The sequence below is a fragment of the Idiomarina sp. 017G genome (genome assembly GCF_004362265.1).
GTDB classification, from domain to species: Bacteria; Pseudomonadota; Gammaproteobacteria; order Enterobacterales; family Alteromonadaceae; genus Idiomarina; species Idiomarina loihiensis.
Window position 1 is genome coordinate 61,358 of record NZ_SNWT01000010.1, and the last position, 22,261, is coordinate 83,618.

23 protein-coding genes are annotated in these 22,261 nt (G+C 48.5%); 14 read left to right on the forward strand and 9 right to left on the reverse strand.

The features are described 5' to 3' along the window. Nucleotides 1–17: 17 nt before the first annotated feature. The 3 genes from DEU30_RS11965 to DEU30_RS11975 are packed head-to-tail and all read left to right on the forward strand — an operon-like array spanning nucleotide 18 to nucleotide 2,272. Nucleotides 18–899, forward strand: a complete 882-nt coding sequence (locus tag DEU30_RS11965) for a putative RNA methyltransferase (RefSeq protein WP_114982309.1) — start codon at nucleotides 18–20, stop codon at nucleotides 897–899. Further along, the gene (locus DEU30_RS11970; RefSeq protein WP_114982310.1) at nucleotides 896–1,135 is read left to right on the forward strand and encodes a DUF2442 domain-containing protein; all 240 of its coding nucleotides are present in this window, start codon (nucleotides 896–898) and stop codon (nucleotides 1,133–1,135) included. The genes DEU30_RS11965 and DEU30_RS11970 overlap by 4 nt, the downstream gene beginning before the upstream one ends. A 3-nt stretch (nucleotides 1,136–1,138) precedes the next feature. Next, nucleotides 1,139–2,272, forward strand: a complete 1,134-nt coding sequence (locus DEU30_RS11975) for a GNAT family N-acetyltransferase (RefSeq protein WP_114982311.1) — start codon at nucleotides 1,139–1,141, stop codon at nucleotides 2,270–2,272. On the opposite strand, the gene DEU30_RS11980 is transcribed toward DEU30_RS11975, so the two are convergent. After that, nucleotides 2,269–4,044, reverse strand: coding sequence for an SLC13 family permease (locus DEU30_RS11980; protein ID WP_114982312.1), 1,776 nt, complete (start codon nucleotides 4,042–4,044; stop codon nucleotides 2,269–2,271). The two genes, DEU30_RS11975 and DEU30_RS11980, sit on opposite strands and share 4 nt — an antisense overlap. Before the next feature lie 196 nt (nucleotides 4,045–4,240). On the opposite strand from DEU30_RS11980, the gene DEU30_RS11985 reads away from it, so the two are divergent. Further along, the gene (locus DEU30_RS11985; RefSeq protein ID WP_114982313.1) at nucleotides 4,241–5,242 is read left to right on the forward strand and encodes a lyase; all 1,002 of its coding nucleotides are present in this window, start codon (nucleotides 4,241–4,243) and stop codon (nucleotides 5,240–5,242) included. A 5-nt stretch (nucleotides 5,243–5,247) separates the two neighbouring features. On the opposite strand, the gene DEU30_RS11990 is transcribed toward DEU30_RS11985, so the two are convergent. Together DEU30_RS11990 and DEU30_RS11995 are read right to left on the reverse strand one after the other, a co-directional pair. Further along, nucleotides 5,248–6,078 (reverse strand): DUF4198 domain-containing protein, encoded by an 831-nt coding sequence (locus tag DEU30_RS11990; RefSeq protein WP_114982314.1) that lies wholly within the window; start codon nucleotides 6,076–6,078, stop codon nucleotides 5,248–5,250. A gap of 2 nt (nucleotides 6,079–6,080) precedes the next feature. After that, complete coding sequence (locus DEU30_RS11995) at nucleotides 6,081–7,148, reverse strand: PepSY-associated TM helix domain-containing protein (RefSeq protein ID WP_114982315.1); 1,068 nt, start codon at nucleotides 7,146–7,148, stop codon at nucleotides 6,081–6,083. A gap of 143 nt (nucleotides 7,149–7,291) precedes the next feature. On the opposite strand from DEU30_RS11995, the gene DEU30_RS12000 reads away from it, so the two are divergent. From DEU30_RS12000 to DEU30_RS12020, 5 genes are all read left to right on the forward strand, one after another. Further along, nucleotides 7,292–8,074, forward strand: a complete 783-nt coding sequence (locus DEU30_RS12000; RefSeq protein WP_011235725.1) for a ferredoxin--NADP reductase — start codon at nucleotides 7,292–7,294, stop codon at nucleotides 8,072–8,074. A 59-nt stretch (nucleotides 8,075–8,133) separates the two neighbouring features. Next, nucleotides 8,134–8,973, forward strand: coding sequence for a patatin family protein (locus DEU30_RS12005; RefSeq protein WP_114982316.1), 840 nt, complete (start codon nucleotides 8,134–8,136; stop codon nucleotides 8,971–8,973). After that, nucleotides 8,930–9,520 (forward strand): uracil-DNA glycosylase family protein, encoded by a 591-nt coding sequence (locus DEU30_RS12010; protein WP_034822851.1) that lies wholly within the window; start codon nucleotides 8,930–8,932, stop codon nucleotides 9,518–9,520. The genes DEU30_RS12005 and DEU30_RS12010 overlap by 44 nt, the downstream gene beginning before the upstream one ends. A 65-nt stretch (nucleotides 9,521–9,585) precedes the next feature. Beyond that, nucleotides 9,586–10,302: a PepSY domain-containing protein gene (locus tag DEU30_RS12015; RefSeq protein ID WP_114982317.1), complete on the forward strand. Its 717-nt coding sequence runs from the start codon at nucleotides 9,586–9,588 to the stop codon at nucleotides 10,300–10,302. Nucleotides 10,303–10,307: 5 nt separating this feature from the next. Then, nucleotides 10,308–10,976: a PepSY domain-containing protein gene (locus tag DEU30_RS12020; protein WP_227016384.1), complete on the forward strand. Its 669-nt coding sequence runs from the start codon at nucleotides 10,308–10,310 to the stop codon at nucleotides 10,974–10,976. Between the two features lie 12 nt (nucleotides 10,977–10,988). Here the strand turns inward: DEU30_RS12020 and DEU30_RS12025 are convergent, their stop codons facing one another. Then, a complete protein-coding gene (locus DEU30_RS12025; protein ID WP_114982319.1) occupies nucleotides 10,989–11,450 on the reverse strand; it encodes an isoprenylcysteine carboxylmethyltransferase family protein in 462 nt (153 codons plus the stop codon). A 36-nt stretch (nucleotides 11,451–11,486) separates the two neighbouring features. On the opposite strand from DEU30_RS12025, the gene DEU30_RS12030 reads away from it, so the two are divergent. The 4 genes from DEU30_RS12030 to DEU30_RS12045 all read left to right on the forward strand — a co-directional run bounded on the left by DEU30_RS12030 (nucleotide 11,487) and on the right by DEU30_RS12045 (nucleotide 14,715). Continuing rightward, the gene (locus DEU30_RS12030) at nucleotides 11,487–12,026 is read left to right on the forward strand and encodes a DUF1415 domain-containing protein (protein ID WP_114982320.1); all 540 of its coding nucleotides are present in this window, start codon (nucleotides 11,487–11,489) and stop codon (nucleotides 12,024–12,026) included. Nucleotides 12,027–12,111: 85 nt separating this feature from the next. After that, nucleotides 12,112–13,500: a diguanylate cyclase gene (locus DEU30_RS12035; RefSeq protein ID WP_114982321.1), complete on the forward strand. Its 1,389-nt coding sequence runs from the start codon at nucleotides 12,112–12,114 to the stop codon at nucleotides 13,498–13,500. 215 nt (nucleotides 13,501–13,715) lie between these two features. Further along, nucleotides 13,716–13,925 (forward strand): cold-shock protein, encoded by a 210-nt coding sequence (locus tag DEU30_RS12040; protein WP_011235717.1) that lies wholly within the window; start codon nucleotides 13,716–13,718, stop codon nucleotides 13,923–13,925. A 130-nt stretch (nucleotides 13,926–14,055) separates the two neighbouring features. Next, nucleotides 14,056–14,715, forward strand: a complete 660-nt coding sequence (locus DEU30_RS12045; protein ID WP_227016385.1) for an SDR family oxidoreductase — start codon at nucleotides 14,056–14,058, stop codon at nucleotides 14,713–14,715. Here the strand turns inward: DEU30_RS12045 and DEU30_RS12050 are convergent. Further along, the gene (locus DEU30_RS12050; RefSeq protein WP_114982322.1) at nucleotides 14,689–15,546 is read right to left on the reverse strand and encodes a LysR family transcriptional regulator; all 858 of its coding nucleotides are present in this window, start codon (nucleotides 15,544–15,546) and stop codon (nucleotides 14,689–14,691) included. The two genes, DEU30_RS12045 and DEU30_RS12050, sit on opposite strands and share 27 nt — an antisense overlap. 107 nt (nucleotides 15,547–15,653) lie before the next feature. Here DEU30_RS12050 and DEU30_RS12055 point away from each other — a divergent pair, with 107 nt between their 5' ends. Then, nucleotides 15,654–17,669: a ligand-gated channel protein gene (locus DEU30_RS12055; RefSeq protein ID WP_181813914.1), complete on the forward strand. Its 2,016-nt coding sequence runs from the start codon at nucleotides 15,654–15,656 to the stop codon at nucleotides 17,667–17,669. Nucleotides 17,670–17,673: 4 nt separating this feature from the next. On the opposite strand, the gene DEU30_RS12060 is transcribed toward DEU30_RS12055, so the two are convergent. From DEU30_RS12060 to DEU30_RS12075, 4 genes are all read right to left on the reverse strand, one after another. After that, entirely contained in the window at nucleotides 17,674–18,705 is a 1,032-nt protein-coding gene (locus tag DEU30_RS12060; RefSeq protein WP_011235713.1) for a phospholipase A, read from the reverse strand. A 116-nt stretch (nucleotides 18,706–18,821) separates the two neighbouring features. Then, on the reverse strand, nucleotides 18,822–21,434 hold the full coding sequence (locus DEU30_RS12065) for a TonB-dependent receptor (RefSeq protein WP_114982324.1): 2,613 nt from the start codon (nucleotides 21,432–21,434) through the stop codon (nucleotides 18,822–18,824). A gap of 159 nt (nucleotides 21,435–21,593) precedes the next feature. Beyond that, a complete protein-coding gene (locus DEU30_RS13740) occupies nucleotides 21,594–21,779 on the reverse strand; it encodes a YrhK family protein (protein WP_114982325.1) in 186 nt (61 codons plus the stop codon). Nucleotides 21,780–21,790: 11 nt separating this feature from the next. Further along, the gene (locus tag DEU30_RS12075; protein ID WP_114982326.1) at nucleotides 21,791–22,243 is read right to left on the reverse strand and encodes a carboxymuconolactone decarboxylase family protein; all 453 of its coding nucleotides are present in this window, start codon (nucleotides 22,241–22,243) and stop codon (nucleotides 21,791–21,793) included. Between the last annotated feature and the right edge of the window lie 18 nt (nucleotides 22,244–22,261).

Consider the following 22,261-nt stretch of genomic DNA (forward strand, 5'->3'; position numbering starts at 1 on the left):
TTGTAAAAGTAGATGGTATGCCAATAACAAAAATATCCGCCTTACGTTGCCCGATAGAGCACTCACCTTTGCAGTTGGTGGGTGGCAGCTGGCGTTGTGAAAATGGTCATAGCTATGATGTGGCTAAACAGGGCTACGTGAATTTGTTGCCGGTGCAGAATAAGCGCTCGAAAGACCCGGGCGACAGCAAAGCTATGGTGCAGGCACGGCGGGAGTTTCTGGATCAGGGGTACTACCAACCCCTGGCTCAGGTTCTGGCCGATACAGTGTTCGCACAGGGCGAGCAGGCGGTGCTCGATGCTGGTTGCGGTGAAGGCTACTACCTACGTTACCTGGTTGAGCAGGCGGAACAAAACGGTACTGATTTATGCATGGCCGCTCTGGATATTTCAAAATGGGCAGTGCAGGCTGCGGCAAAACGCGATAAACGCCTGAGCTGGATGGTCGCTTCCAATAACTCTATTCCACTGGACGATAACAGTGTCGATACCATTTTGTGCGTGTTTGGCTTCCCTGTCGAAGCTGAATTTAAGCGAGTTCTAAAGCCCGGCGGGCGGCTAATTATGGTAGACCCGGCTGGTGATCACCTAAAAGAGCTAAAAGCCATTATTTATTCTGAGATAAAAAGTAAAAATGAGACCTTACCGATAACCGCCTCCGAATTTGAACTGATTTCCGAACAACGAGAGACTTTTCCGGTATCACTGACATCGAATGAAGCCATAAAAGATTTACTGACTATGACTCCGCACCTATACCGAAGTAACGCTGAAGGGCGTGAAGAAGCGAAGAGGCTCGAAGCTCTTGATTTGACGGCGGATATTTGGATACGTGTTTTTAGCTACTCAAACGAGTATCCGATAACTACAAAGAGAAGAACTACTGGAGGCGTGGTATGAATACTTTAGAAATTGATCGCCATCCTGTTGCAGTGAATGTATCTGTTACCGAGGCAACGCTTGAAGTCGAGTTGGCTGATGGGCGTAAAATTTCTGCACCTATAGTCTGGTTTCCCCGTTTGGAAGCCGCCTCAGAAGAAGAGCGTAGCGATTGGCAACTATTGGGAAATGGTCAGGGCATCCATTGGCCGCAACTGGATGAAGATATTAGTGTGCGAGGGCTTTTAAGCGCCTAAAACATGCGAGCAGTTATCCATTCGACAATAATCACAATATCTAAGGCTGAATGGAACTCTTTATTTGGGAGTGATTACCCTTTTACTTGTTACGATTTTCTGCTGGCACTTGAACAGGGTGGCAGTCTTGGGCTGCAGCGCGGCTGGTTGCCGCAATATGCTGTTGTTTATGATGATAATGACACCATGGTTGCGGCTATGCCGTGGTTTAAGAAAACGCATTCCTATGGTGAGTATCTGTTCGACTGGGCCTTCGCCGAAGCCTTTGAGCGCTATGGTTTTCAATATTACCCCAAGCTGATTAACGCCATACCTTTTACCCCATGTCAGGGACCGCGTTTGGCTATTAGCGAGGGTGTTAACCGCGGCGAAATGTTGTCCATTATTGAGTCGGAGTTGTTAAAGCAACATGACGTCAGTAACTTGCAGAGTTTGTACGTTGAACCTGACTTGAGCCATGCTTTCGCCGACGAAGGTTGGTGGCAGCGTTTTGATATCCAGTTTCTCTGGCAGAACCGGGACTACGGCAGCTTTGATGATTTTTTAGCGGCTCTGGTGTCGCGTAAGCGTAAGACGATTCGCAAAGAGCGGCAGAAAGTATCAGAACAAAATGTGCAAATGCGAACCCTGCAGGGTAATGAGTTAACTGCGGAGTTTTGGCAGCAATTTACTCTGTTCTACCAGCGTACTTATTTAAAACGTTCGGGGCATGGCGGCTATTTAACCCCTGCTACCTTCAAGCTCTGGGCTGAACATTTAGCCGATTATATTGTGGTATTCGCTGCCTACAAAGACGACAACCTGCTGGCTGCTTCTTTGTGTTTTAAAGGAGAAGATACACTTTACGGACGCTACTGGGGCTGCCGGGAAGAGCTTGAATTTCTGCACTTTGAAGCCTGTTATTATCAGGGAATTGAGTTTTGCATAAACCACGGGCTACAGTATTTTGACGCGGGCGCTCAGGGTGAGCACAAATTGCATCGTGGTTTTGAGCCTGTTCTGCGCGAAGGCTTTTACCGTTTTATGGAGGCGCCTCTTAGCGACGCCATTGAGCAGTATTGTCAGGATGAACGCAGTGCGTTACGCGAACACCTGAAAACACTGCAAACCTATTTGCCTTATAAAATTAGCAATTAATATAACGGCCATACCAGCAGTATCATGACCAGCGCAACCGCCGACACCAGCAGAGACAACGGCAGGCCAAGCCGCCAGTAGTCGCTAAAGCTGTAACCGCCCGGGCCCATAACCAATATATTCGACTGATGGCCTATAGGAGTTAAGAAAGGCACCGCGGCGCCAATAGCAACGGCCATTAAAAACGGATCCATACTGGCACCAAAGCTGCTCGCCATACTAATGCCAATAGGTGCCATAAGTACTGCTGCCGCCGCATTATTGACAATGTTGGACAGCAGCATAGTCACTATTAGCAGTAAACCCACCGCAACAAAGTCGGGCGACCCCTGGCTGATGTAAAGCACTGCATTAGCAATGGTGTCGGCGGCACCGCTGCGCTCCAGCGCGGAACCCAGTGGAATGGTTGCGCCCAGCAGAACAATAATAGGCCAGTCTATGGCGTCGTAGAGCTCTCGCAGAGGCAAAATATTGGTAATAACCATAAGGCCTGCTGCCAGTGAGAAAGCAACCGGCACCGAGATAAGGCCGAGTGCTGCTGCCAGAATTGCTGCCGAGAATATCCCCAATGGCAGGATCAGCTGTTTTGGTGAGCCCAGTCGCAAGCTACGTTGAGCTAGAGGGAAGCAGCCAAAGCGCTGAAATACGTCATTAAGCACTTCAGCGTCGCCCTGCAGTAATAAAACATCACCCGGCTTAAAGCGAATATTCGCCAGTTTTGTTCCCAGCTTTTGGCCCTCGCGGGCAACGCCCAGTACATTAATACCGTAGCGGCTGCGTAATTTTATGTCGCCAGCCGAGCGGCCGATAAGGCGTGAATCGTGCCCGACAATCCCTTCAATAACGGTAATGTCGTCGGACTTTAAAAAGCGCTCGTCAATTTCTTCCTCGGCGTTAAGCTCAAGCCCTGTTCCGTCAATAACTTGCTGAATGGTCTCCGCGTTGGCTTCAACTATTAATACATCCTCAGGTTTCAATCGCAAGTATCGGGCCGGTGCAGACCAGCGCTTTTCGCCACGTTGTAGTGCAACAATTACAAAGTCCTCTTCGCTACGGTTTTCCAGCTCATAGAGAGTTTCACCAACAAAGTTAGAGCCTTCAGGTACATAGAGTTCGGTCAGGTAGCTACTGACATCGTAAAGTGACTGCGATTTGGATTTCCCAGCTTTTTCTGGCACCAACCAGTGACTTAGCAGCCACATAAAGAGTAAGCCCGCGATGGCGATGCTGAGACCAACCGGAGTAAATTCAAAAATACCGAAAGACTCACCCATAGCCTCGCGACGAATATCGGCAATAATAATGTTCGGCGGCGTACCCACCATAGTAATAGTGCCCCCCAGTAAGGAGCCAAAGGCCATAGGCATTAACACTTTGGAGGGGTTATTGCCACTGCTGCGGGCGAGTTGAAGGGCGACTGGTATCATTATCGCCATGGTGCCTGTATTGCTGATAAAAGCTGAGCAGATCGTAGTGACTGAGGTCAGGGCTATCATCTGTAACCAGCGTTTATCGCCTATGTTTTTCATAGCCGATGCCAGTGCATCGACAACGCCGGAGCGCCAAAGTGCCTGGCTAATAATCAATACCGCCGCAACAGTAATGACAGCAGCGTTACCAAAACCACTGAACACCTCGGCAGTTGGAACCAGACCAAGAATAGCCGCGGACAATAGCGCCATCATGGCAACCAGGTCGTAACGCCATTTATCTATGACGAAAAGCACCAACATGGCGACTAAGATTATTCCAATAAGCCATTGATCCAGCATGTAACAGGTACCGTTTAGTGTTTAAAGGTTGAAGATTGCACAGTGTTGGGTTTGAAGCAATAGCGTCTATACTGATAAATCAGTTGGATATGCCATTGCGGTAGCCTGACATTCATGTCAGGTGAGATATCGTTCCTGACGTAAACGTCAGCCTACTGTAATGTCAGGATACGAAATTATTTACGGAGGCCATAAAATGAAATACTTAAGCTTAACAAGTGCGGTAATCATTGGCCTGGCGGGAGTAAGCAGTGCGCCGGCTAACAGCGATGACCACAAAGACAGTGGACTGGCTAAAGCGGAAATTCAGGAGTGGCAGGTTCCCTGGGAAGACTCTCGACCCCGTGATCCCTGGGTACATAATGACACTGTCTGGTTTGTGGGTCAGGGAAGTGATTACGCGGCAACATTTAACCCCGAAACCGAAGAGTTTAAACGCTACGATCTACCCGATGGAGCGGGTCCGCATACTGTTATTGTCGATGATCGTGGCGCTTGGTACACCGGCAATCTTATGAACCATATTGGCTTAATTGATCCGGTTTCAGGCGACATTAAAAAGTTTGAATTACCCGGAGATGGAATGCGCGACAGCCACACCATGGACTTCACTAGCGATGGCAATATTTGGTTTACGGTGCAGGGCGGTAACCAAATAGGCTTTCTGGAAACAGATGACGGTGAAATAGAACTTTGGGATGTGCCCACGGATTCGGCCCGGCCTTACGGTTTAATTGTTGAAAACGACAAACCCTGGGCAACGCTCTTTGGTACCAATAAGTTGGCGACTGTTGAAAGCGGAAAGCTGCGGGAAATTGAGCTTGAACGGAAAGACAATAGGCCACGCAGGCTTGGTATGACTGACGACGGTACCATCTGGTACGTCGATTATAATAAAGGTTACGTGGGTAGCTACGACCCGGCTAGCGGTGAGAATAAAGACTGGCGGGCACCAGCTGAAGAAAATTCACGGCCTTATGGTATGGCGGTGGATAAACGTAATGACGTCTGGTTTGTAGAGACCGGTGTGCAGCCAAACCGGCTGGTGGGCTTCGATACCGAAACCCACGAGTTTTCAGAGCCAATTGAGCTGGAGAGTGGCGGCGGTACTGTTCGTCATATGTTCTATGATGAAGCTACCGATTCCATTTGGTTCGGTACCGACGCCAACACCCTGGGAGTGGTTCGTCTTCAGTAGCCAGGTTACATAGGCAGAACTTCTAATACGGCAACGTAAGAGCCCTGGCGTTTGGTAGCCGGGGCTTCGCCGTTGTCGTCAGCGTATTCTGCTTCTAACCAGTACATGCCTGGTTCATCCAGAGTGAAGGTGACTTCGCCTTTCTCGTTGGTCGTTAACTTGGTTGGTTGTGCCTGATCTCGGTAACGCTCACCGCCTTTTACCAAGAAAATTTCAGTTCTCGCTGCTGCGGCACCGTCAATATTGAACTTAAAGGTAATGTTTTCACCAGTGTATAAATCGTTCGGGTGGGTCACTGGTTCAAGTTCCAGACCTTTACCTGTTGGACCCAGGGTGTCATAAGTTGGTGCACCAGAAGTTACAAATGTTTCAACTCGACGTGAGCGCTCACTAACTTCTAACTCTTTAGCGTCCTGAGGCACTTCTTTGTAGAAGTCTTCATTGGTTTTTTGCGCACCACGTGGTGGCCAGTATTGGCGTTCACCTTCGTCATCTATCCAGCGCGCAGATAACCCTGAACTGGCTGAATAAATGGTGTAAGTGCCTTCTTTTTCCAGTTCAATATCAAATACCGAGCGGTATTTGCCTTTATGACCATTCTCCAGAGTCACATCGGAGCCGTCTGGCGCCATGGCTTTTACGTAATCCAGGCTAAGCGGGTAGTGATCTGGATAAAAAATGCCATTGGCTATAGCGGCATCAAAAGTCACCCATTCTGAGTCGCCGGAAACGACGGTGGCGCTGGGTTTAATCCAGACCCGGTGAGCTTCACTGCTGGTGCTGGCAAATAAGGTCAGCACAGCCAGGCTGGTTGTAAGTACAGAAGATAATTTCATGATTAAGGCTCCAGTTTTAATGACACTCGGCCAAGCTCGTGCTCGCCGGTCTCTGAGATGGATATTGGGCTATCGATAGGTAAAGACAATGGCAGGCGCAGCATTTCGCGACCGCCGACTTCGCGCGCGGCTTCTACATACAAGTAGTACTGGCCGGGCTCAAGTTCCGGTAATTTGGTTAATAAAGGCGTTAAATCCACCTTGTGAGTGCCGGGACGTCGGGTTGCGCCGGATACACCGTCTATAGGCATGTCAGCCATGCGGCCGCTACGACGCCACCACTGGCGTATGTCTTTAAGCCACTTTTCGCCTTCGCTATCTTTTAGGTTAACGTCGTACCAGACTGCAATATCAGCTACCCGTTGGCTACGTTCATTTGCCAGCCATACCGCCAGGTAAGGTGCGTGATATTCAGCCACTGACAGGCGGGGAATTTCGACGTTGAGCTCGTTTTCAGCAGCATGTGCTGATCCCATAACGGCGAACAAAGGAATGATGAAGCCAGCCAGAACCAGTGGCCAGGTGGACTTGCGCCCCTTACTGTATTTTTTCAAAAGTAATAACCCCGTAATTGTGAATAAAATGCTGGCAACGGCAAATACGTCAATGAAAAGACTCCAGAGAAAACCGGTGTTGCGGGCTTTGTGGAGGTCATTGAAATAGGCTATCCAGCCGCGATCGGTGGTTTCCGAATAAAAAGCACCACTGGTTAAATCGACGCTGAACCAGCTGTCCCCGCCAGGGCGAGGCATGGCGACGTACAATTCGTAGTCACTCCATTCGATTTCGGCATTTGAACTGATGCTGTTTTGCGTCTTATCTTCGTACCAGCGGTGGAAAAAAGTTGGTAGAGCGTCATTCCCTGAAGCATTCGCCAACCGGTCCAATTCCGTTTGTGGGAGAGAGCTTTCATGGCTTTCGACGCTGGGTGCGGATTCTATCCAGCCAGCATGGTTTAGCGTTATACCGGTGACTGAAAACAACAACATGCCAATGAGGCAAACGGCAGAGCTTATCCAATGCCAGTCTTTTAAAGACCACCCTCTGCGGCCACCCGAACGTCGAGCCATTAACTTTTCTTCCTTTACAAACAACAGTGCATGTATCTTATATAAAAACCGTTCTCATTTTCAATAGTTAATGATAAAAATTCTCATTTAGATTTAGTTTTTTTATGTTATTATGCGCACAAAATCGCCAATGAGGAATTGTTATGAGAAGTATCATTGCGGAAAAAGTGACTCAGGTACGCCACTGGAACGATACCCTGTTTAGCTTTAGAACCACGCGTCAGCCAAGCTTTACCTTCGAAAACGGTCAGTTTGTAATGATGGGACTGCAACTGGAAGACAAGCCGCTGCTCAGAGCTTACAGCATTGCCAGCGCAAACCACGAAGAAGAGCTTGAGTTCTTTAGTATTAAAGTGCCGGACGGTGCCTTAACGTCACGCCTGCAACATATTAAGGTGGGCGACGAAGTGGTGTTGTCGACACGCCCTACAGGCACGTTAGTACCGGGGCACTTACTACCCGGCAAAAACTTGTACTTGCTCAGTACCGGTACCGGTTTAGCGCCTTTTATGAGTGTTATTAAAGACCCCGACATTTACGAGCAGTACGATAAAGTCGTGTTGGTTCACGGTGTGCGTTGGGTTTCTGAGCTGGCATATCAAAAAGAAATTTCTGAGATTCTGCCAAACAACGAATACTTTGGTGACTGGGTGCGGGAAAAACTCATTTATTACCCGACAGTTACCCGCGAGCCATTCCGTGATGAAGCGCATCAGCAACGTATTACCGATTTGCTGGAGTCTGGTACCTTAACCAAAACCATTGGTATGCCAGATCTGAACCCTGAACACGATCGCTTTATGTTGTGCGGTAATGACGCTATGCTTCAAGATCTGATGGTTATTCTCAATGAACGGGGCTTTAGTAAAGCAACATCGCGTAAGCAAGGCAGCTACGTGATTGAGCAGGCCTTTATTGAGAAGTAGAGAGTATTGAAAAATAAAGAGTATTGAGAAGTAGAGAGTATTGAAAAATAAGCAGGTGTATGACCCAGGAGCAAAGTAAAAAAGCACTAGTGGTAGAAGGTGGCGCCATGCGCGGTATCTTCGCCGCTGGTGTGCTGGACGGCTTTCTTGAAACCGGACAAACCAACTTTGATTTTGCAATTGGGGTGTCGGCAGGTTCAACCAACCTGATTGGTTTTCTTGCCGGCGACCACGGACGTAACCGTAAAATTCTCTTGCAGCATGCGCTACAGCCCGAGTTTTTGAACTGGCGACGCTTTTTAAAAGGCGGACATTTTTGCGATGTGAGCTGGCTTTGGCACGCTTCGTTTGAACAAGTACCACTGAATACCCGTCATTACCTGGAGCAGAACCGGCCTTTATACGTTGTAACGACTAATGTCGATACAGGGTTTCCGGTGTATACCCGGGTGACAGCCGATAACTTACACGAACTATTTCCTGCTTCTTGCGCTATTCCGCTGGCTTATCGTGAGTTTCCGGCCGTTGGTGGAGCGCCTATGACTGATGGCGGGCTGGGTGACTCTATTCCGGTAATTAAAGCCTATGAAATGGGTGCGCGGGATATAACCGTTATTTTGTCCCGGCCGCGAGGTTTCCGAAAGAAGATAAGACCCCTGCCTAAGTTTACTAAGCGTTTTTTTAAACACCATCCTGCCTTATTTGACGCAGTAGCCCGCCGCTCGGCCGTTTACAATGACGCTATTAACTTTATTGATAACCCTCCTGCGGACTGTAAAATGACCGTTCTGGCTCCGCCGGAGGATTTTCCGGTAGGACGTTTCACTCAGGATAAAAAGCTGCTGGAGCAAGGTTATGAAATGGGAAGAGCCGCCGCATTGGCAACAAATTCTGCGTGATGTCCGTGCCTGTGCCTTATGTGAACCAGAGCTGCCGCTTGGTGCCCGCCCCGTTGTTCAGTTGCACCCTAAAGCCAGAATTCTAGTTGCCGGACAAGCCCCCGGAAAGCGCGTTCATGCCTCCGGTAAGCCTTTCGATGACCCCAGTGGCGACAGGCTTCGTCAGTGGATGGGCATTGATAAAGACACTTTTTACAATGCCGAAGAACTGGCTATTATTCCTATGGGCTTTTGTTATCCGGGCACTGGTAAGTCCGGTGACTTGCCGCCCCGCCCCGAATGCGCGCCCACCTGGCGCGAGCAAATACTGCAACAGCTACCCAATTTAGAATTAACACTGGCTATTGGTCAATACGCGCAACAGTGGCATTTGCAGGAACCTAAGCGAAGCCTGACCGAACGTGTCAGAGACTGGCGAAGTTACTGGCCGCAGTTATTACCATTACCTCATCCGAGCCCCCGCAACAATATCTGGATGAAGCGTAACCCCTGGTTTGAAACTGAGGTTATTCCGGAATTAAGACAAAGAGTGAAAGAACTGCTTTGACTTTTACAGGGCAAGTCGATAATTTTAGGGGCTTAACTTAAACGCGGCGGGCACGGATAACCCTGATGAAATTACGACAATGGCGCATCTGGCACCGCTGGTTATCTCTTCTTTTTGGCCTGCAGTTAGTGGTATGGAGCATTAGTGGCGCCTATATGGTGTTCTTTGATTTAAGCTTCATTCACGGCGACCATCTGGTGAAAAAGCTTGAACAACCTATAGCTGATAACGCGTTAACTTCGCCGGTAAGCTGGGTATTAGAGCAACATCCGCAAGCCACCTCGGTGCGTCTTATGCGCCAGTGGGTAAAGGGCTCTTTGCAGACGGTTTATCGCGTTGAAAGCCAAACCGGTACGCAATTACTGAACGCCGAATCTTTGGAGCCGGTCACACTTGATCGCATGGATATTGGCTATATTGCGCGTCAACACTACACCGGTAACGAAGAGACAAAAGCCCAGGTTAGCTATATCGAAGACCGGCCGCCGGGTGAACTTAACCCCGCTTTGTTACCCGTATGGCGAGTAGACTTTAATGATTTGGCCGGTGCTACCTTGTACTTCTCGGCGACAACCGGGGAGCTGGTGACCAAACGGCATAACTTCTGGCGACTGTTCGACTTTTTCTGGATGCTTCACATAATGGATTACCAAGACCGAGTGGATATTGAAACCTGGTGGTTAAAGGCGTTTAGCATAGCGAATATACTTTTTGTGATAACAGGCATGGCTCTGCTTTACTTCCATTTCCGGCCGCGCAGAAGAAGCAGGCAAGCGGCATGAGGTTTATGCGTAAGCTGCATCGCTGGCTGAGTTTGGTCATTCTTATACAGGTGCTTATCTGGCTGGTCAGTGGCCTGTACTTCGGCTGGGTGGGTCACCAGAGTCTGGCTGCTCATGACTACTTCCAAAGTATTCCGACAACTCCGGTCGGGCCTGTTTTTTACCCTGAAAACGCCCTAATTGAGCGCTTCGATAACATTAAAAGTGTGGAAATACGCTCAATTTCGGAAACGGCTCAGTACCTGGTTCTGACAGTTGATGGCTCCAGACATTATGTGAATGCCCAGACCGGCGAGCGCTGGCAAACCTCCGCGCCGCTGGTCGCAAAACTGGCACGACAAAGCTATAACGGACCAGGCTCGGTCAAAGAAGTACAGGCTGTAACGGGCAGTGATGAAATTATTGACTGGAACAAGCCCGGTTATAGAGTCACTTTTACCGATGACATTCATACGCGAGTGTATGTTGACGCTGCCTCGGGTGAAGTGGTCAATCACCGCAATAACAATTGGTGGCTAAGTGACTGGATGTTTCGTTTACACTTTATGGACTACAGTGGCGAACGCGATTTTAACAGCTTACTGAACATTATTGCCGCTACCATCGCGTTATGGTTTAGTTTGTCAGGCTTAATTTTACTCGGGCGCAGCTTAAAACACCGGCAGTTATTTTAAAAAAGCTGCCAGTTACCACCAGCGCCCGGTTCTACGACAATAGCTTTTGTAAGTTTCACCAAAAGTTTCGGTTAACATACGTTCTTCCGGCAGAATTTGAAAGCGGTGCATATAGGCGACATACAACGCCAGCCCCCACAAAGAAAAGACACTTCCCAGAAAAACGCCCCAGGCCATAAGCAAAAAGAAAAAGCCTAAATACATGGGGTTACGCGTTCGTTGGTATATTCCGGTAGTGACAAGTTCGGTGCTTTTGTTCGGAGCGCGGGGGTCTACCGTAGTTTGTGCTCTGCGAAACCCAATAACGCCTAACAAGGGCAGCAAGACTCCTAATACCAATAGAAAAATAGCTGCGGCGCGCTGGCCGACATAAAATTGGTTAAAGACCTGCGTATAGTGAGCCGTTAACCACATTAAACCGGCGACTATGGCAACAACCAGCAAAGGTGGTATTTTGAGTTCAAGTGATTTCATGGCAAAGTGGCGCCCCTTTTAGCGAAGACAAGAAATATGACGACCGATACCCATCAGATTATTGAGCAAACCCGGCACTGGGTGCAACAGCTGATTGTAAAGTACAACATCTGCCCTTTTGCACGCCGCGAAGTTGAGCGCAAGAGTATTCGCTATAGTGTAGCCGAAAATCGCAAGCCACAAGCTGTTTTACAGCAGCTGCTGGATGAAGCTAAACACCTGGATACCACACCTGAAACCGAAACCACTCTGCTTATTCTGCCGTCGGGGTTTGAAGGGTTTTACGAATTTCTGAATTTGGTTGATGTAGCCGATGCTTTGCTTATTGAGGAAGGCTACGAAGGCGTGTACCAGCTGGCGCATTTTCACCCCGACTACTGCTTTGAGGGCGAGCCCCAGGACGACCCGGCAAATTATACCAACCGTGCCCCGTATCCAACTTTACATTTATTGCGTGAGGCCAGTATTGAAGAGGCTCTGAGAGATTATGACGACCCTGAATCGATTCCTGAGCGCAATATTGAATTTGCCCGACGTAAAGGTGCTGGATTTTTTAAAGCAATCTTGCCAGTTTAACTTCTGAGTCCTTGCTACACTATTAATTATAGTAACAATTGTTAATTGCAGACCGCTCTGTCGAACCATAAAGTGATGAGGCGTCATGACAAAACATCATATTACTCATAGAATTATTGAACAGCTACCAACTATGGTGGCTTATGTCGACAGAGACAGGCTTTTTCGCTATGTAAATACGTCGTATGCGGCGTTCTTTGACCTGACCCCAAAGGAAATGCTTGGCAAGCCGTTAACCGACGTACTGAGCGAAGAGTCTTATCAACGTATAAAGCCCAATCATGATCATATTTTTGCCACCGGCGAGAAAATGGAGTTTTCAGATTCTGTCACTTTTCGCAACGGACATAAGTGCTTCTTAGATATTCGCTACCTTCCTGAAATTGATGAGCAAGACAATGTCATTGGTATCTATGTGCTTATTGAAGATGTCAGTGACTATTATGCGTCGGTTGATGTTATGCGCACGATTCATGAAGTTATCCATAAGCGTGGACGGCGCATTGACCCTGCTTCTATTGATGAGCTGTTAAAAGTGGGGGTTGAATATTTAGGTGTTGATATAGGAACTGCCAGCTCCATTCAAAACGGCACTTATACCATTGAGTGGGTGCAAACCGCGAAAATGGACTTTTCGGCCGGAACGCAGCTGCCGCTGGCAACCACCTATTGTTCCGTTGTGCTTGAGGCTAACCATCTAATTTATACCAATGACGCGTCAAAAGACTCACGCTTTAAAGAGCACGCGAGTTATCAAACTTATGGTTTGGAGACTTATATAGGTACGCCACTTATTATTAATGATCAGGTATGGGGGATTTTGGGTTTCGCCCGTAAAAGCAAAAGAGCAGAGCCTTTTACTGAGCTGGAAATTGAAATGGTGCGAATGATGGGCACCGCACTGGAGACTGTTATTGCGGAACAGAAAGTTCGCTCCGATTTAATCCGCCAGCGCGACGATATGGCACTAATTGCCTACACCGATGCGCTAACCGGATTAAAAAATCGCTCAGCTGGTATGGAAATACTTGAACAGAGCCTGGTTCGGCAACATGGAGGGCAGGGGTTTGTCGTTTCGGTTATCGACTTTGACCACTTTAAAACCATTAATGATACCTATGGCCACGATATTGGTGACAAAGTATTAATTGCAGGCTCTGAAGCTATGTCAGCGGCGGTTCGTAGCAGTGACAGTGTGGTTAGAGTGGGTGGCGAAGAGTTTATGGTGGTACTTGCTTATGCCGACCATGAAAGTGCCGTACAGGTATTGGAAAGGGTGCGAGCGACCGTTGAGGAAACGGTAGTTACCCTGGATTCAGGCGAAATCATTAATCCGACGGTCAGTATCGGTGCGTCAGAAAGCTGCGCTGATGATGATGTTTCCAGTATCTACAGAAGAGCGGATCAGGCGCTGTATAAGGCTAAGCGAGAAGGTCGTAACCGTGTTGTCTGGGCCAGTGAAAGCGATGTTTAAACTTATTATGAAAATAACTTGGTAAATGGTTTGACTCGCAGTGTAATAAGCGTAGACTGCGAGGGGTCGGATAGATAGAAAGACAGTTAGTTAAAAAACTCCACTTCGTTGACCTATTATTATTAATACCATCGTCCTGTAGTTCTAAGTTCTTATTATTACCCGCACCATCGGTCTAAATGACCACATACTTAAAAGTTACAGGAAGATATATTATGTCAGAGAAAATTACTGGTTCAGTAAAATGGTTTAACGAAGCAAAAGGCTTCGGTTTCATCGAACGTGAAAACGGCGCAGACGTTTTCGCACATTTCAGCGCTATTTCTAGCGACGGTTTCAAAACCTTAACTGAAGGCCAGCGCGTTGAGTTCGCAGTAACTCAAGGCCCTAAAGGTCCTCAGGCTGAAAACATCGTAGCGCTTTAATTACGCGCCTCGAAGTCTAAAAGGGCAACCCTCGGGTTGCCTTTTTTTGTGCCTGTAAATCGGTGTAAATGAGCGATCTAAACTAAGCCTTTGTTACGTAAACTCAGACACGAAACACTCATGGAGGTCGATGATGAAAGTAGCAGTGATAGGCGCAAATGGAAAAATTGGTCAGCATTTAGTTGAACAGATGCAACACGCAAAAAAACATGAAGTGATTGCAGTAGTGCGTAAGGAAGAGCAGCAAAAAGCCTGGGAAGGCCGCGGAGTAACGGCCAAATTGGGTGATTTAGAAGGCCCCGTCGCAAAATTGGAAGAGCTGCTTCAGGGCGTTGATGCCGTGGTATTTACGGCAGGTTCTGGTGGAAGCTCTGGTGACGACAAAACCTTATTAGTCGACCTGGACGGTGCAGTGAAAACCATGGAAGCAGCGGAATCTGTGGGCGTAAAACGTTTTGTTATGGTCAGTGCCTGGCAGTCGAACAACCGTGAAAACTGGGCTGAAGCTCTGCTTCCTTACTATGCCGCCAAGCATTACGCTGACCGCGAATTAATGCGCACCAAACTCAACTGGACCATTGTACGTCCGGGGGCCTTAACCGACGAAGAAGCCACCGGTAAAGTGGTTGTTGGTGAATCGTTGGCACCGGGGTCAATCCCACGCGAGGATGTTGCCAGTGTGCTACGTCGTTGCCTGGATGAAAGTGGCACTGAGATGAGAGCTTTCGACCTAATGGCTGGCGAAAGCGAAGTTGATCATTCGTTACAGTCGATGAAAGAAATGGCTTAGCACCTCAATAGTCCGTTCAGTTTTCGCCGGTATGTTGTCTTTAATAGGCAACACGGCGTGTACACTGTACGGACTGCCTTCCCACTCTGGCAACAAACGCAGTAAGCGCCCACTCTCAATGTAATGTTTAATTTCCGGCTCCGGAAGTAGCGCATAGCCAACACCATCTAGCGTCAACTGGACTACCGTCTGCATGTTGTTCAGCAGCACCTTAGGCTTGGGGAAATCCTTGTTGGGTAAGCTGGGTATGTGCCCAATAAAACAACCTTCGGGTAAATCTTTAAAGCTTTTTATCAAGTTTTTAGCCGCAGGATGCTCAGCAGCAATACAAGGGATCAGGTGCCAGTCAGCCAAATGCCTGGCGTATAAGGTTGAATCGGCTAGCGGACCAATGCGAATTGCCAAATCTGCCCCCGAGGTAATGAGGTCAATAGGCTCATCGGTCATATGCAGCTGAAAGCTCACGTTAGTAAACTCTTGCTGCAGCTGTTTTAAAGGTTCGCTTAGCAAACCTCCGCCAAAACCCACGGGCGCAATAATTTTTATTTGCCCCTGCGGCTGATTCGTCAATTGATCCCAGCGCTCTTGGTTTTTCGCTGCAATAGACAACATGTCGAGGCACGATTGATAAAAAACCTGACCAGCTTCGGTAAGTGAAAGCGAACGGGTATTACGGTGAAAAAGCGAAATTCCGTTGTCGTTTTCCAGTCGCTGCAACTGCTGGCTAATAGCGGACACTGTCATATGCAGTTCATTTGCAGCGGCACTCATACTGTTGAGTTCTACCGTACGGGTAAAAGCTTTTAATGATCGAATCATTTTCGGATTCATGTTTTAAGTCCTGCTAAAGAAGCTTTCAATATTTTTGAAATTGCTGATTCCATGGTACCAGTTAAAATCGCTAATGAAAATAATTCGCATTTATAATTCATTAGGGGATGAACATGAATTGCAGTATCAGCGGCTTAAAATTGAGCATTTTAGCATTAACTGTAGCATCAGCAGTAGGCGTGGCTCAGGCTCAGGAGCAAGAAAAGCCTAAAAGAAAACATCATAAACATAAAGATATGGAAGTTATGGTGGTAACGGCGTCAGGTGTTGCTCAGCATTTGAAAGAAGCGCCCGCTTCAATCTCCGTTATTGACAGAAGAGAGCTTTCTCAGCGTTTTTATAAAGACTTAACCGACGCCATGACTGACGCCCCGGGCGTTATCGTGACCGGCGGAGGTGATCGCCAGGATATTAGCCTGCGTGGTATGGGTGCCGACTACACATTGATTTTGGTCGACGGCCAGCGCCAGAGCTCGCGTGAAACCCGTCCAAACAGTGATGGCCCCGGCGTTGAAGGTGCCTGGACACCGCCGCTGGCGGCAATTGATCGCATAGAGGTTATTCGCGGACCTATGTCGTCTCTCTACGGTTCGGACGCAATAGGCGGTGTTATCAATATCATTACCCGTAAAACACCGGAAGAATGGCGCTCGGAAATTCGCGTTGATGGCACCTTGCAGGAACGTTCAGAGTCAGGCAACAGTTACCAGACCAACTTGTTCACCTCCGGCTCGTTAATTAAAGACACTTTGGGCATTCAGTTGTCGGCCGGTTATACGCGTCGTCTGGAAGATGAAATTGTTTCTGGCTACCGGGATAAAACCGCAGAAGACGCCGACTTAAAACTGGCTTACACACCAAACCGCAACCATGAAATTTTGTTTGAAGTGGGTACAGCTCAGCAAAGCATTGACGCTTCTGTCGGCAAAACCATTGAGCCGCTGGCGCCGGGCGAGGAATGCGGTCGTCGTGGCTGCCCGGAGTCATCAACCACTGAATATGATAATACCAGCGTGTCCATTGCCCATAATGGTCAGTGGGGTATGGTGGGCGCCCGCAGTTATTTAAAGCGCGATGAATATGAAAACAAAGCGCGTATTATGACCATTAAAAACACCGATTTTCAGAGTCACTGGAACGTACCACTGCTTGAAGAGAGCTCTATGAATCTTGGCGTGGCGTACCAAAAGGAAGAGCTGGAAGATTTAACCAGTAACCAGATAAGTGATCGTAACCGCATTGAAGGCTCGCAATGGTCCGCCTTTGCAGAAACCGCCTGGCCAATATTCAATGACTTTAACCTGACGACTGGTGTTCGTTACGACGATGACGACATTTTTGGTGGACACTGGAGCCCGCGAGTGTACGGTGTTTATACTCTAAGCGATGCCACAACCATTAAAGGTGGTGTTTCTACCGGGTTCCGTGCGCCAAGCCTGCGTGAAACAACCGCTGACTGGGGACAAGTCAGCCGCGGCGGTAACGTTTACGGTAACCCGGATTTAGAAGCTGAAACGTCGACCAACTACGAGTTAGGGTTATACACAGACTGGGGACGTCGTAGCTCAACCTCAATTACCGTGTTCTACAATGAGTTTGACGACAAAATCACCCGGGTAGACTGTCCTGAAAGCATTTGCGATGCAGGGCCTAATCAATTTGGCTCTATGCCAACCACCCGAATTAACATTGATGAAGCCGTTACTCGCGGTATTGAAATGACTTTAAGTACGCATTTCAGCCGGGAGTGGTCACTGAAAGGTAACTATACCTACACCGACTCTGAGCAAAAATCGGGTGAATATAAAGGTGAGCCATTAAACCAGCTACCTAAGCACTTAGTACAAACCTCACTGAACTGGAAGCCAGGTAAGCGCTGGAACAGTTGGTTGCGTGTGCATTATCGTGGTGAAGAGAGCCAGCCGACAACCGGGCCTTCACAGGGCTCTCTGGTCGCGCCGTCTTATACACTGGCGGATTTTGGTGTGAACTACTTTGTTACGCGTGACTTAAAGCTGGCTGCGGGTGTTTACAACTTATTCGACAAGGAAATTGGTGTAGAAGAGTACGGCTATGTTGAAGACGGCCGACGCTTATGGTTGTCAGCCGCCTATAGTTTCTAAACCCTTATAGAATGTTGTTTAAGGCTATACCGATACCAAAGCGAGTCTGCTTGTGATTGTAGTCAATCAGGCTCTCTCCGTAACCGGTGAAAATTGAGGTATAGCCAATAAACTTCCCGCCAATAGGGAATGTCCAGTTAAGCTCTGCCGACCCTCTGCCGGTATCCACGGCATGGCGGAGCCTGAGAATGTACTCGAAGTCACCATCGTTATAGGCGGTGGTGAATTCATAGTCACCCACGTAATCGGTAATATCCGGGTTGTCGTCACCACTCGATTGCATGGGGTCTGTTTTGGCGTCTTCCTGAAAACGTAACCAGGGTTTCAGCGAGAAAACGAAGCGGCCTTTTTCTACCACAAATTGCATGTAACCGCGGTTCCAGCTGCGTGACAATGGCTGGCTACGCCCATTAGACAAATGCTCTAAACCGAAAACTAACGCGGTATTGGTACCAAAAGGGTGCCAGCCGGTTGAAGTGGCATAAAAAACCTCGGGCATGTAGTTGGTTTCGCGGAATGGTTTAGAAATATTACTGGAATACACCTGCCACCAGGACTGCACGGTTAAGCCAAAAAACAACTGGTCGTCTTCAAACAGCAAACTTTCTTTGTTAAAAGGCACTTTGAAACTTAATTGGAACTTTGCTTCATAGTCTTCCAGGTTCTGCTCGTAACCTTCAACATCGGCATATTGCAGGCGGTTAATGTTGTTCGTGGTAATAACGGGTAATAAATAGTTACGACGGTGCGGTGTTAATACATAAGGGTCAAACTGGGTAACTTGTTCGCTTTTCATGCGGCTGGTTAAAGCACCGGGGTCTTCAACCGCATCGACTTCCACTATATCTTCGTCATTCTCAGCTGACCGCAGTTGTTCTTCGCAGGTAGAGCGAATATCCGCAATGGTGGCGTCAGCCTTAGTGTTGTTCATTTCATCCAGCAGACATTGCTGCATATCAGACAGTTCTTGCGCCTGGACATTAACCGCCGCTAGTGCGGTAACTCCCGATGCAATTATCCAGATCCATTTTTTCATAAGCGCAAGCTTCCTTTATTAAGACTCCTTGTACTATAGCGTAAGAAGGGTGTTTAGATCACACGTTTACAAAATAGGGTCAGAAGAAATTTTTCTGACCCTGCTGATATTTTCCGCTAAAAATTGTGAACAATAGATAGGTTAGCTGTACGACCGCGCAGATTGTACTGGGTCATATCGTATCCGTAGGCTCCGCCAGCCGGATCAAACGGCGGCTGCTCGTCGAACAGGTTGCTGATATTCAGGGTTAGCTGAGTGTCACCAAAACCCTGATAAACCAGCTGCGAGTCAACCTGCCAGTAGCTGTCGACCTTTTCATCTAAACCCGGGTTACTGCTTTGCGTGGCCACCTGCTGCTCATAGCTACTGGTGTAGTTGAGGCTGACGCCCCATTGCCAGTCGCTAATAAGCCAGCGCAGTTGGTTGTTACCTTTCCACTTAGGCAATGCGCCTAATATATTACTGCCAGCGCCGTCAGTAGGTTCCTGACCGGCAACTAAGGCCTGCTTGTATTCTAAAAGCCGTGACCAGGTACTCTGAAACTGAAGCGTCGAGTTGTTTAACTGCACTTGGTAATTCGCATCAATATCGAAGCCGCGGGTGGAACGGGTGCCCTGGTTGCGGTATTGGTTGCTGATAATTTGCAGTCGCCCGGCGTCGTCGCGCTGAATGCGGTCTGCGTACAGGCCTTCATTATTGACAATAAACTGCGCGTTGTCGGGGGCAATAATATCGTCCTGCTCAATTTCGAATACATCGACAGCAATGCTGGCACCTTTTTGCGGAGACCAGATAATACCGGCATTGAGGTTGGTTGAGCGTTCGGCATCGAGTTCAGAGTTACCTGTACGCACTTGCGTGAAACCACGACTCGCGCCCGGATTAATAGGGTCGTTAGGGTCTATAACCGAGCCATAACTGATGGTGTTGCTTTCTGCAATTTCCGGTAGCGATGGTGCACGGAAGCCGCGTGACCACGAGCCGCGCAGAAGCCAATCGTCGCCTAATACATAGTGAAACGCCACTTTAGGTGACCAGGCTGAGCCAAAATCATCATAATGGTCATAACGGCCGGCCAGGTTTACGTTCAGGTTCTCGACAACAGGAACGTCCAGCTCAACAAAGCCTGCCGCAACTTGTCGCTTCCCTTTAACCAGGTTGATAGCCGGGCGCAGCTCGGTGCCCGATAACACTTCCGGTGAAGTTCCCGCATCCATTTCTTCTTCACGCCAGTCGACCCCAAAGGCAACGCTTAGCGGGCCGTTATCTAGCTCTTTTAAAATGGTGCTGGCATTAGCGTTAATGCTGTTTAGCTCGTAAAAGCCCGGACGACGCGTATCAATGCGCAACGCTTCAATGGTTGCCGGGTCATTGTTGCCGTTAAAAAAGTCATATTCGCCGCTGGCCAGCATATCTTCAAAAGTGTAGCGGTTAATAAAGTTATCAACGTACTCGCGCTGGCGGCTTTGTGAATTCAGCACGTTAACTGACCAGTCCCAGTCTAAGCCCCGGTAATTAACACCGGCCAGAAAGCGGTGAAAGTCTTGTTTATTGGCTTTTACGCGCTCGCCTACATCAAAAAAGGTGTATTCAAAAGGTAAGGCCTCTGAACCCGGGTTATCCGGATGCCCGACCGGTAATTCCACCGGAATATCGACTAAACTGCCGGTTTCCTCATTGTAAGCCCGCAGTCCGGCACCGACACTTAACGGCGCGCCAAACACGTGGCTTGAACGGTTATTGCTGTACAGAAAGTCACTGTACGCCTGTATGTCCTCGGTAAGCTGCAAAGTGCCCTGTAGTGAGAACTGGTGTCGCTCAACTTCCGGCTGCAGCGTGTTGTATGGCTGAGCGTTAAAGGCGCACACCTGGCCGTCTGCGCCAGGGGTAAAATCGCTTCGGTCTCTTTTTTCCGAGAGGCCCGGGCAGTTCTCAAAAGCCTGAGGGTTCTGCGGATCACTTAAATAGTTACCGCCCTGCGACGACCAGCCAGCCAGGCGACCGCCGGGTTTGTCGCGAAAGTCACCGGAACGGGTAAAGTCGCGGTCGTCGGCATTTAGCCGCTCGCGGGTCAGGTAGTCGTAGCTGAATGTCAGGTTATAGCCGTCGTCTGCTATGTCGCCAAACCCGCTGATAACGCCCGCACTGTATTGCGTTAATGAACCTTCGCTGGCACCGCCGACACCCGCCCTAAATTGCGTGCTTTGCACGTTGTTGCGCAAAATAATGTTGATAACCCCGGCAATAGCATCCGAGCCATACACTGCGGAAGCACCGTCTTTCAGTACCTCTATGCGCTCAACCGCGCCTAAAGGTAACGCGTTTAAGTCGACAAAGGTATCCTGAGTGCCCAGCGCAAACCCGTAGTTTGAGACCCGCTGACCATTCACCAGAATAAGCGTGTTTTTGGGGCTTAAGCCGCGCAAACCAACCGACGCCGACCCCGCCGAAAAGCTGCTGGTGTATTGCTCGTCGTAACTGTTACCGGTATTCACCGTTAAGTCACGCAGTAAGTCTGTCAGCGTAATTTCACCGCTGGCCGATATGTCGCTGGCATCAATAATCTGCAACGGCGTGGCGTCTTCATTCTGGGCTCGTTTAATGTAGGAACCCGTGACACTAATGCGTTCCAGCTCGGAGCTAGCATCATTGGCTAACAGAGCTGGGGATGCCGATGCAGCGATAAGCCCAGCGGCAACAGTTGATAACGTAAAGAACTTTGATTTCATTAAATACCTCACAAAATGAATGAATAAGACGTTTAGACGTCTAAATGGCTATTTAGCATAAGCGAGATGAGTGGTGGAGGTAAAGGGAAAATTGTTATTTGGGTGGGAAAAGTTTATTTAGCGCCATGGAAGAACACTCGGCGGATAGATATTCACCCACTAATCATGTAGTGAGCGAATAATATCGATAAACATCAATGCTGATCCGGTCATGAAGAGCCATACACCTACCGTTGCATAGCTTGCGAAAGTGGGTAGAAATAGCATGCTTCCAAAGAAGAACGACAAGCTAGCCAAGATTCCTAACGTGTTTTTCTGAAGGCGCTGCAAGAATGTTGCTTTCATACTATGCCTTATTACTTTATGTCGGGTTGGAAACGGAAACTTACCGCAATACGATTCCAGCTATTTATTTGTACTATGACCGCGGTCAATTCAATTAACCCGCTTTCTCCAAAATTGTCCAGTGCCGACTGAAAGACAGCATCTGTGATTTCTACATGGTTGATTAGCGTTAGTGCTTCCGTCCAGGCCAACGCAGCCCGCTCTTCTGCGGTAAAACACGATAACTCCTTCCACGCCGGAAGCACATCTAGCCTTGACTGGAGTTCACCATCAGCTCGGGCTTCATCAGCATGCATTTTCTGACAAAAACCGCAGTGATTTAATTGTGATGCGCGCAGTCTAACGAGATGCAGAAGTTGCGGGGGGAGCTTTGCTGATTCCGGTACATCACCTAAGGCGGTTAAATGAGTCACCAGGCGCGGGCATTGTTTATAAAGTGACGATTGTGAAATTCGGTGTTGCATAATGTCCTCCAAAGAATA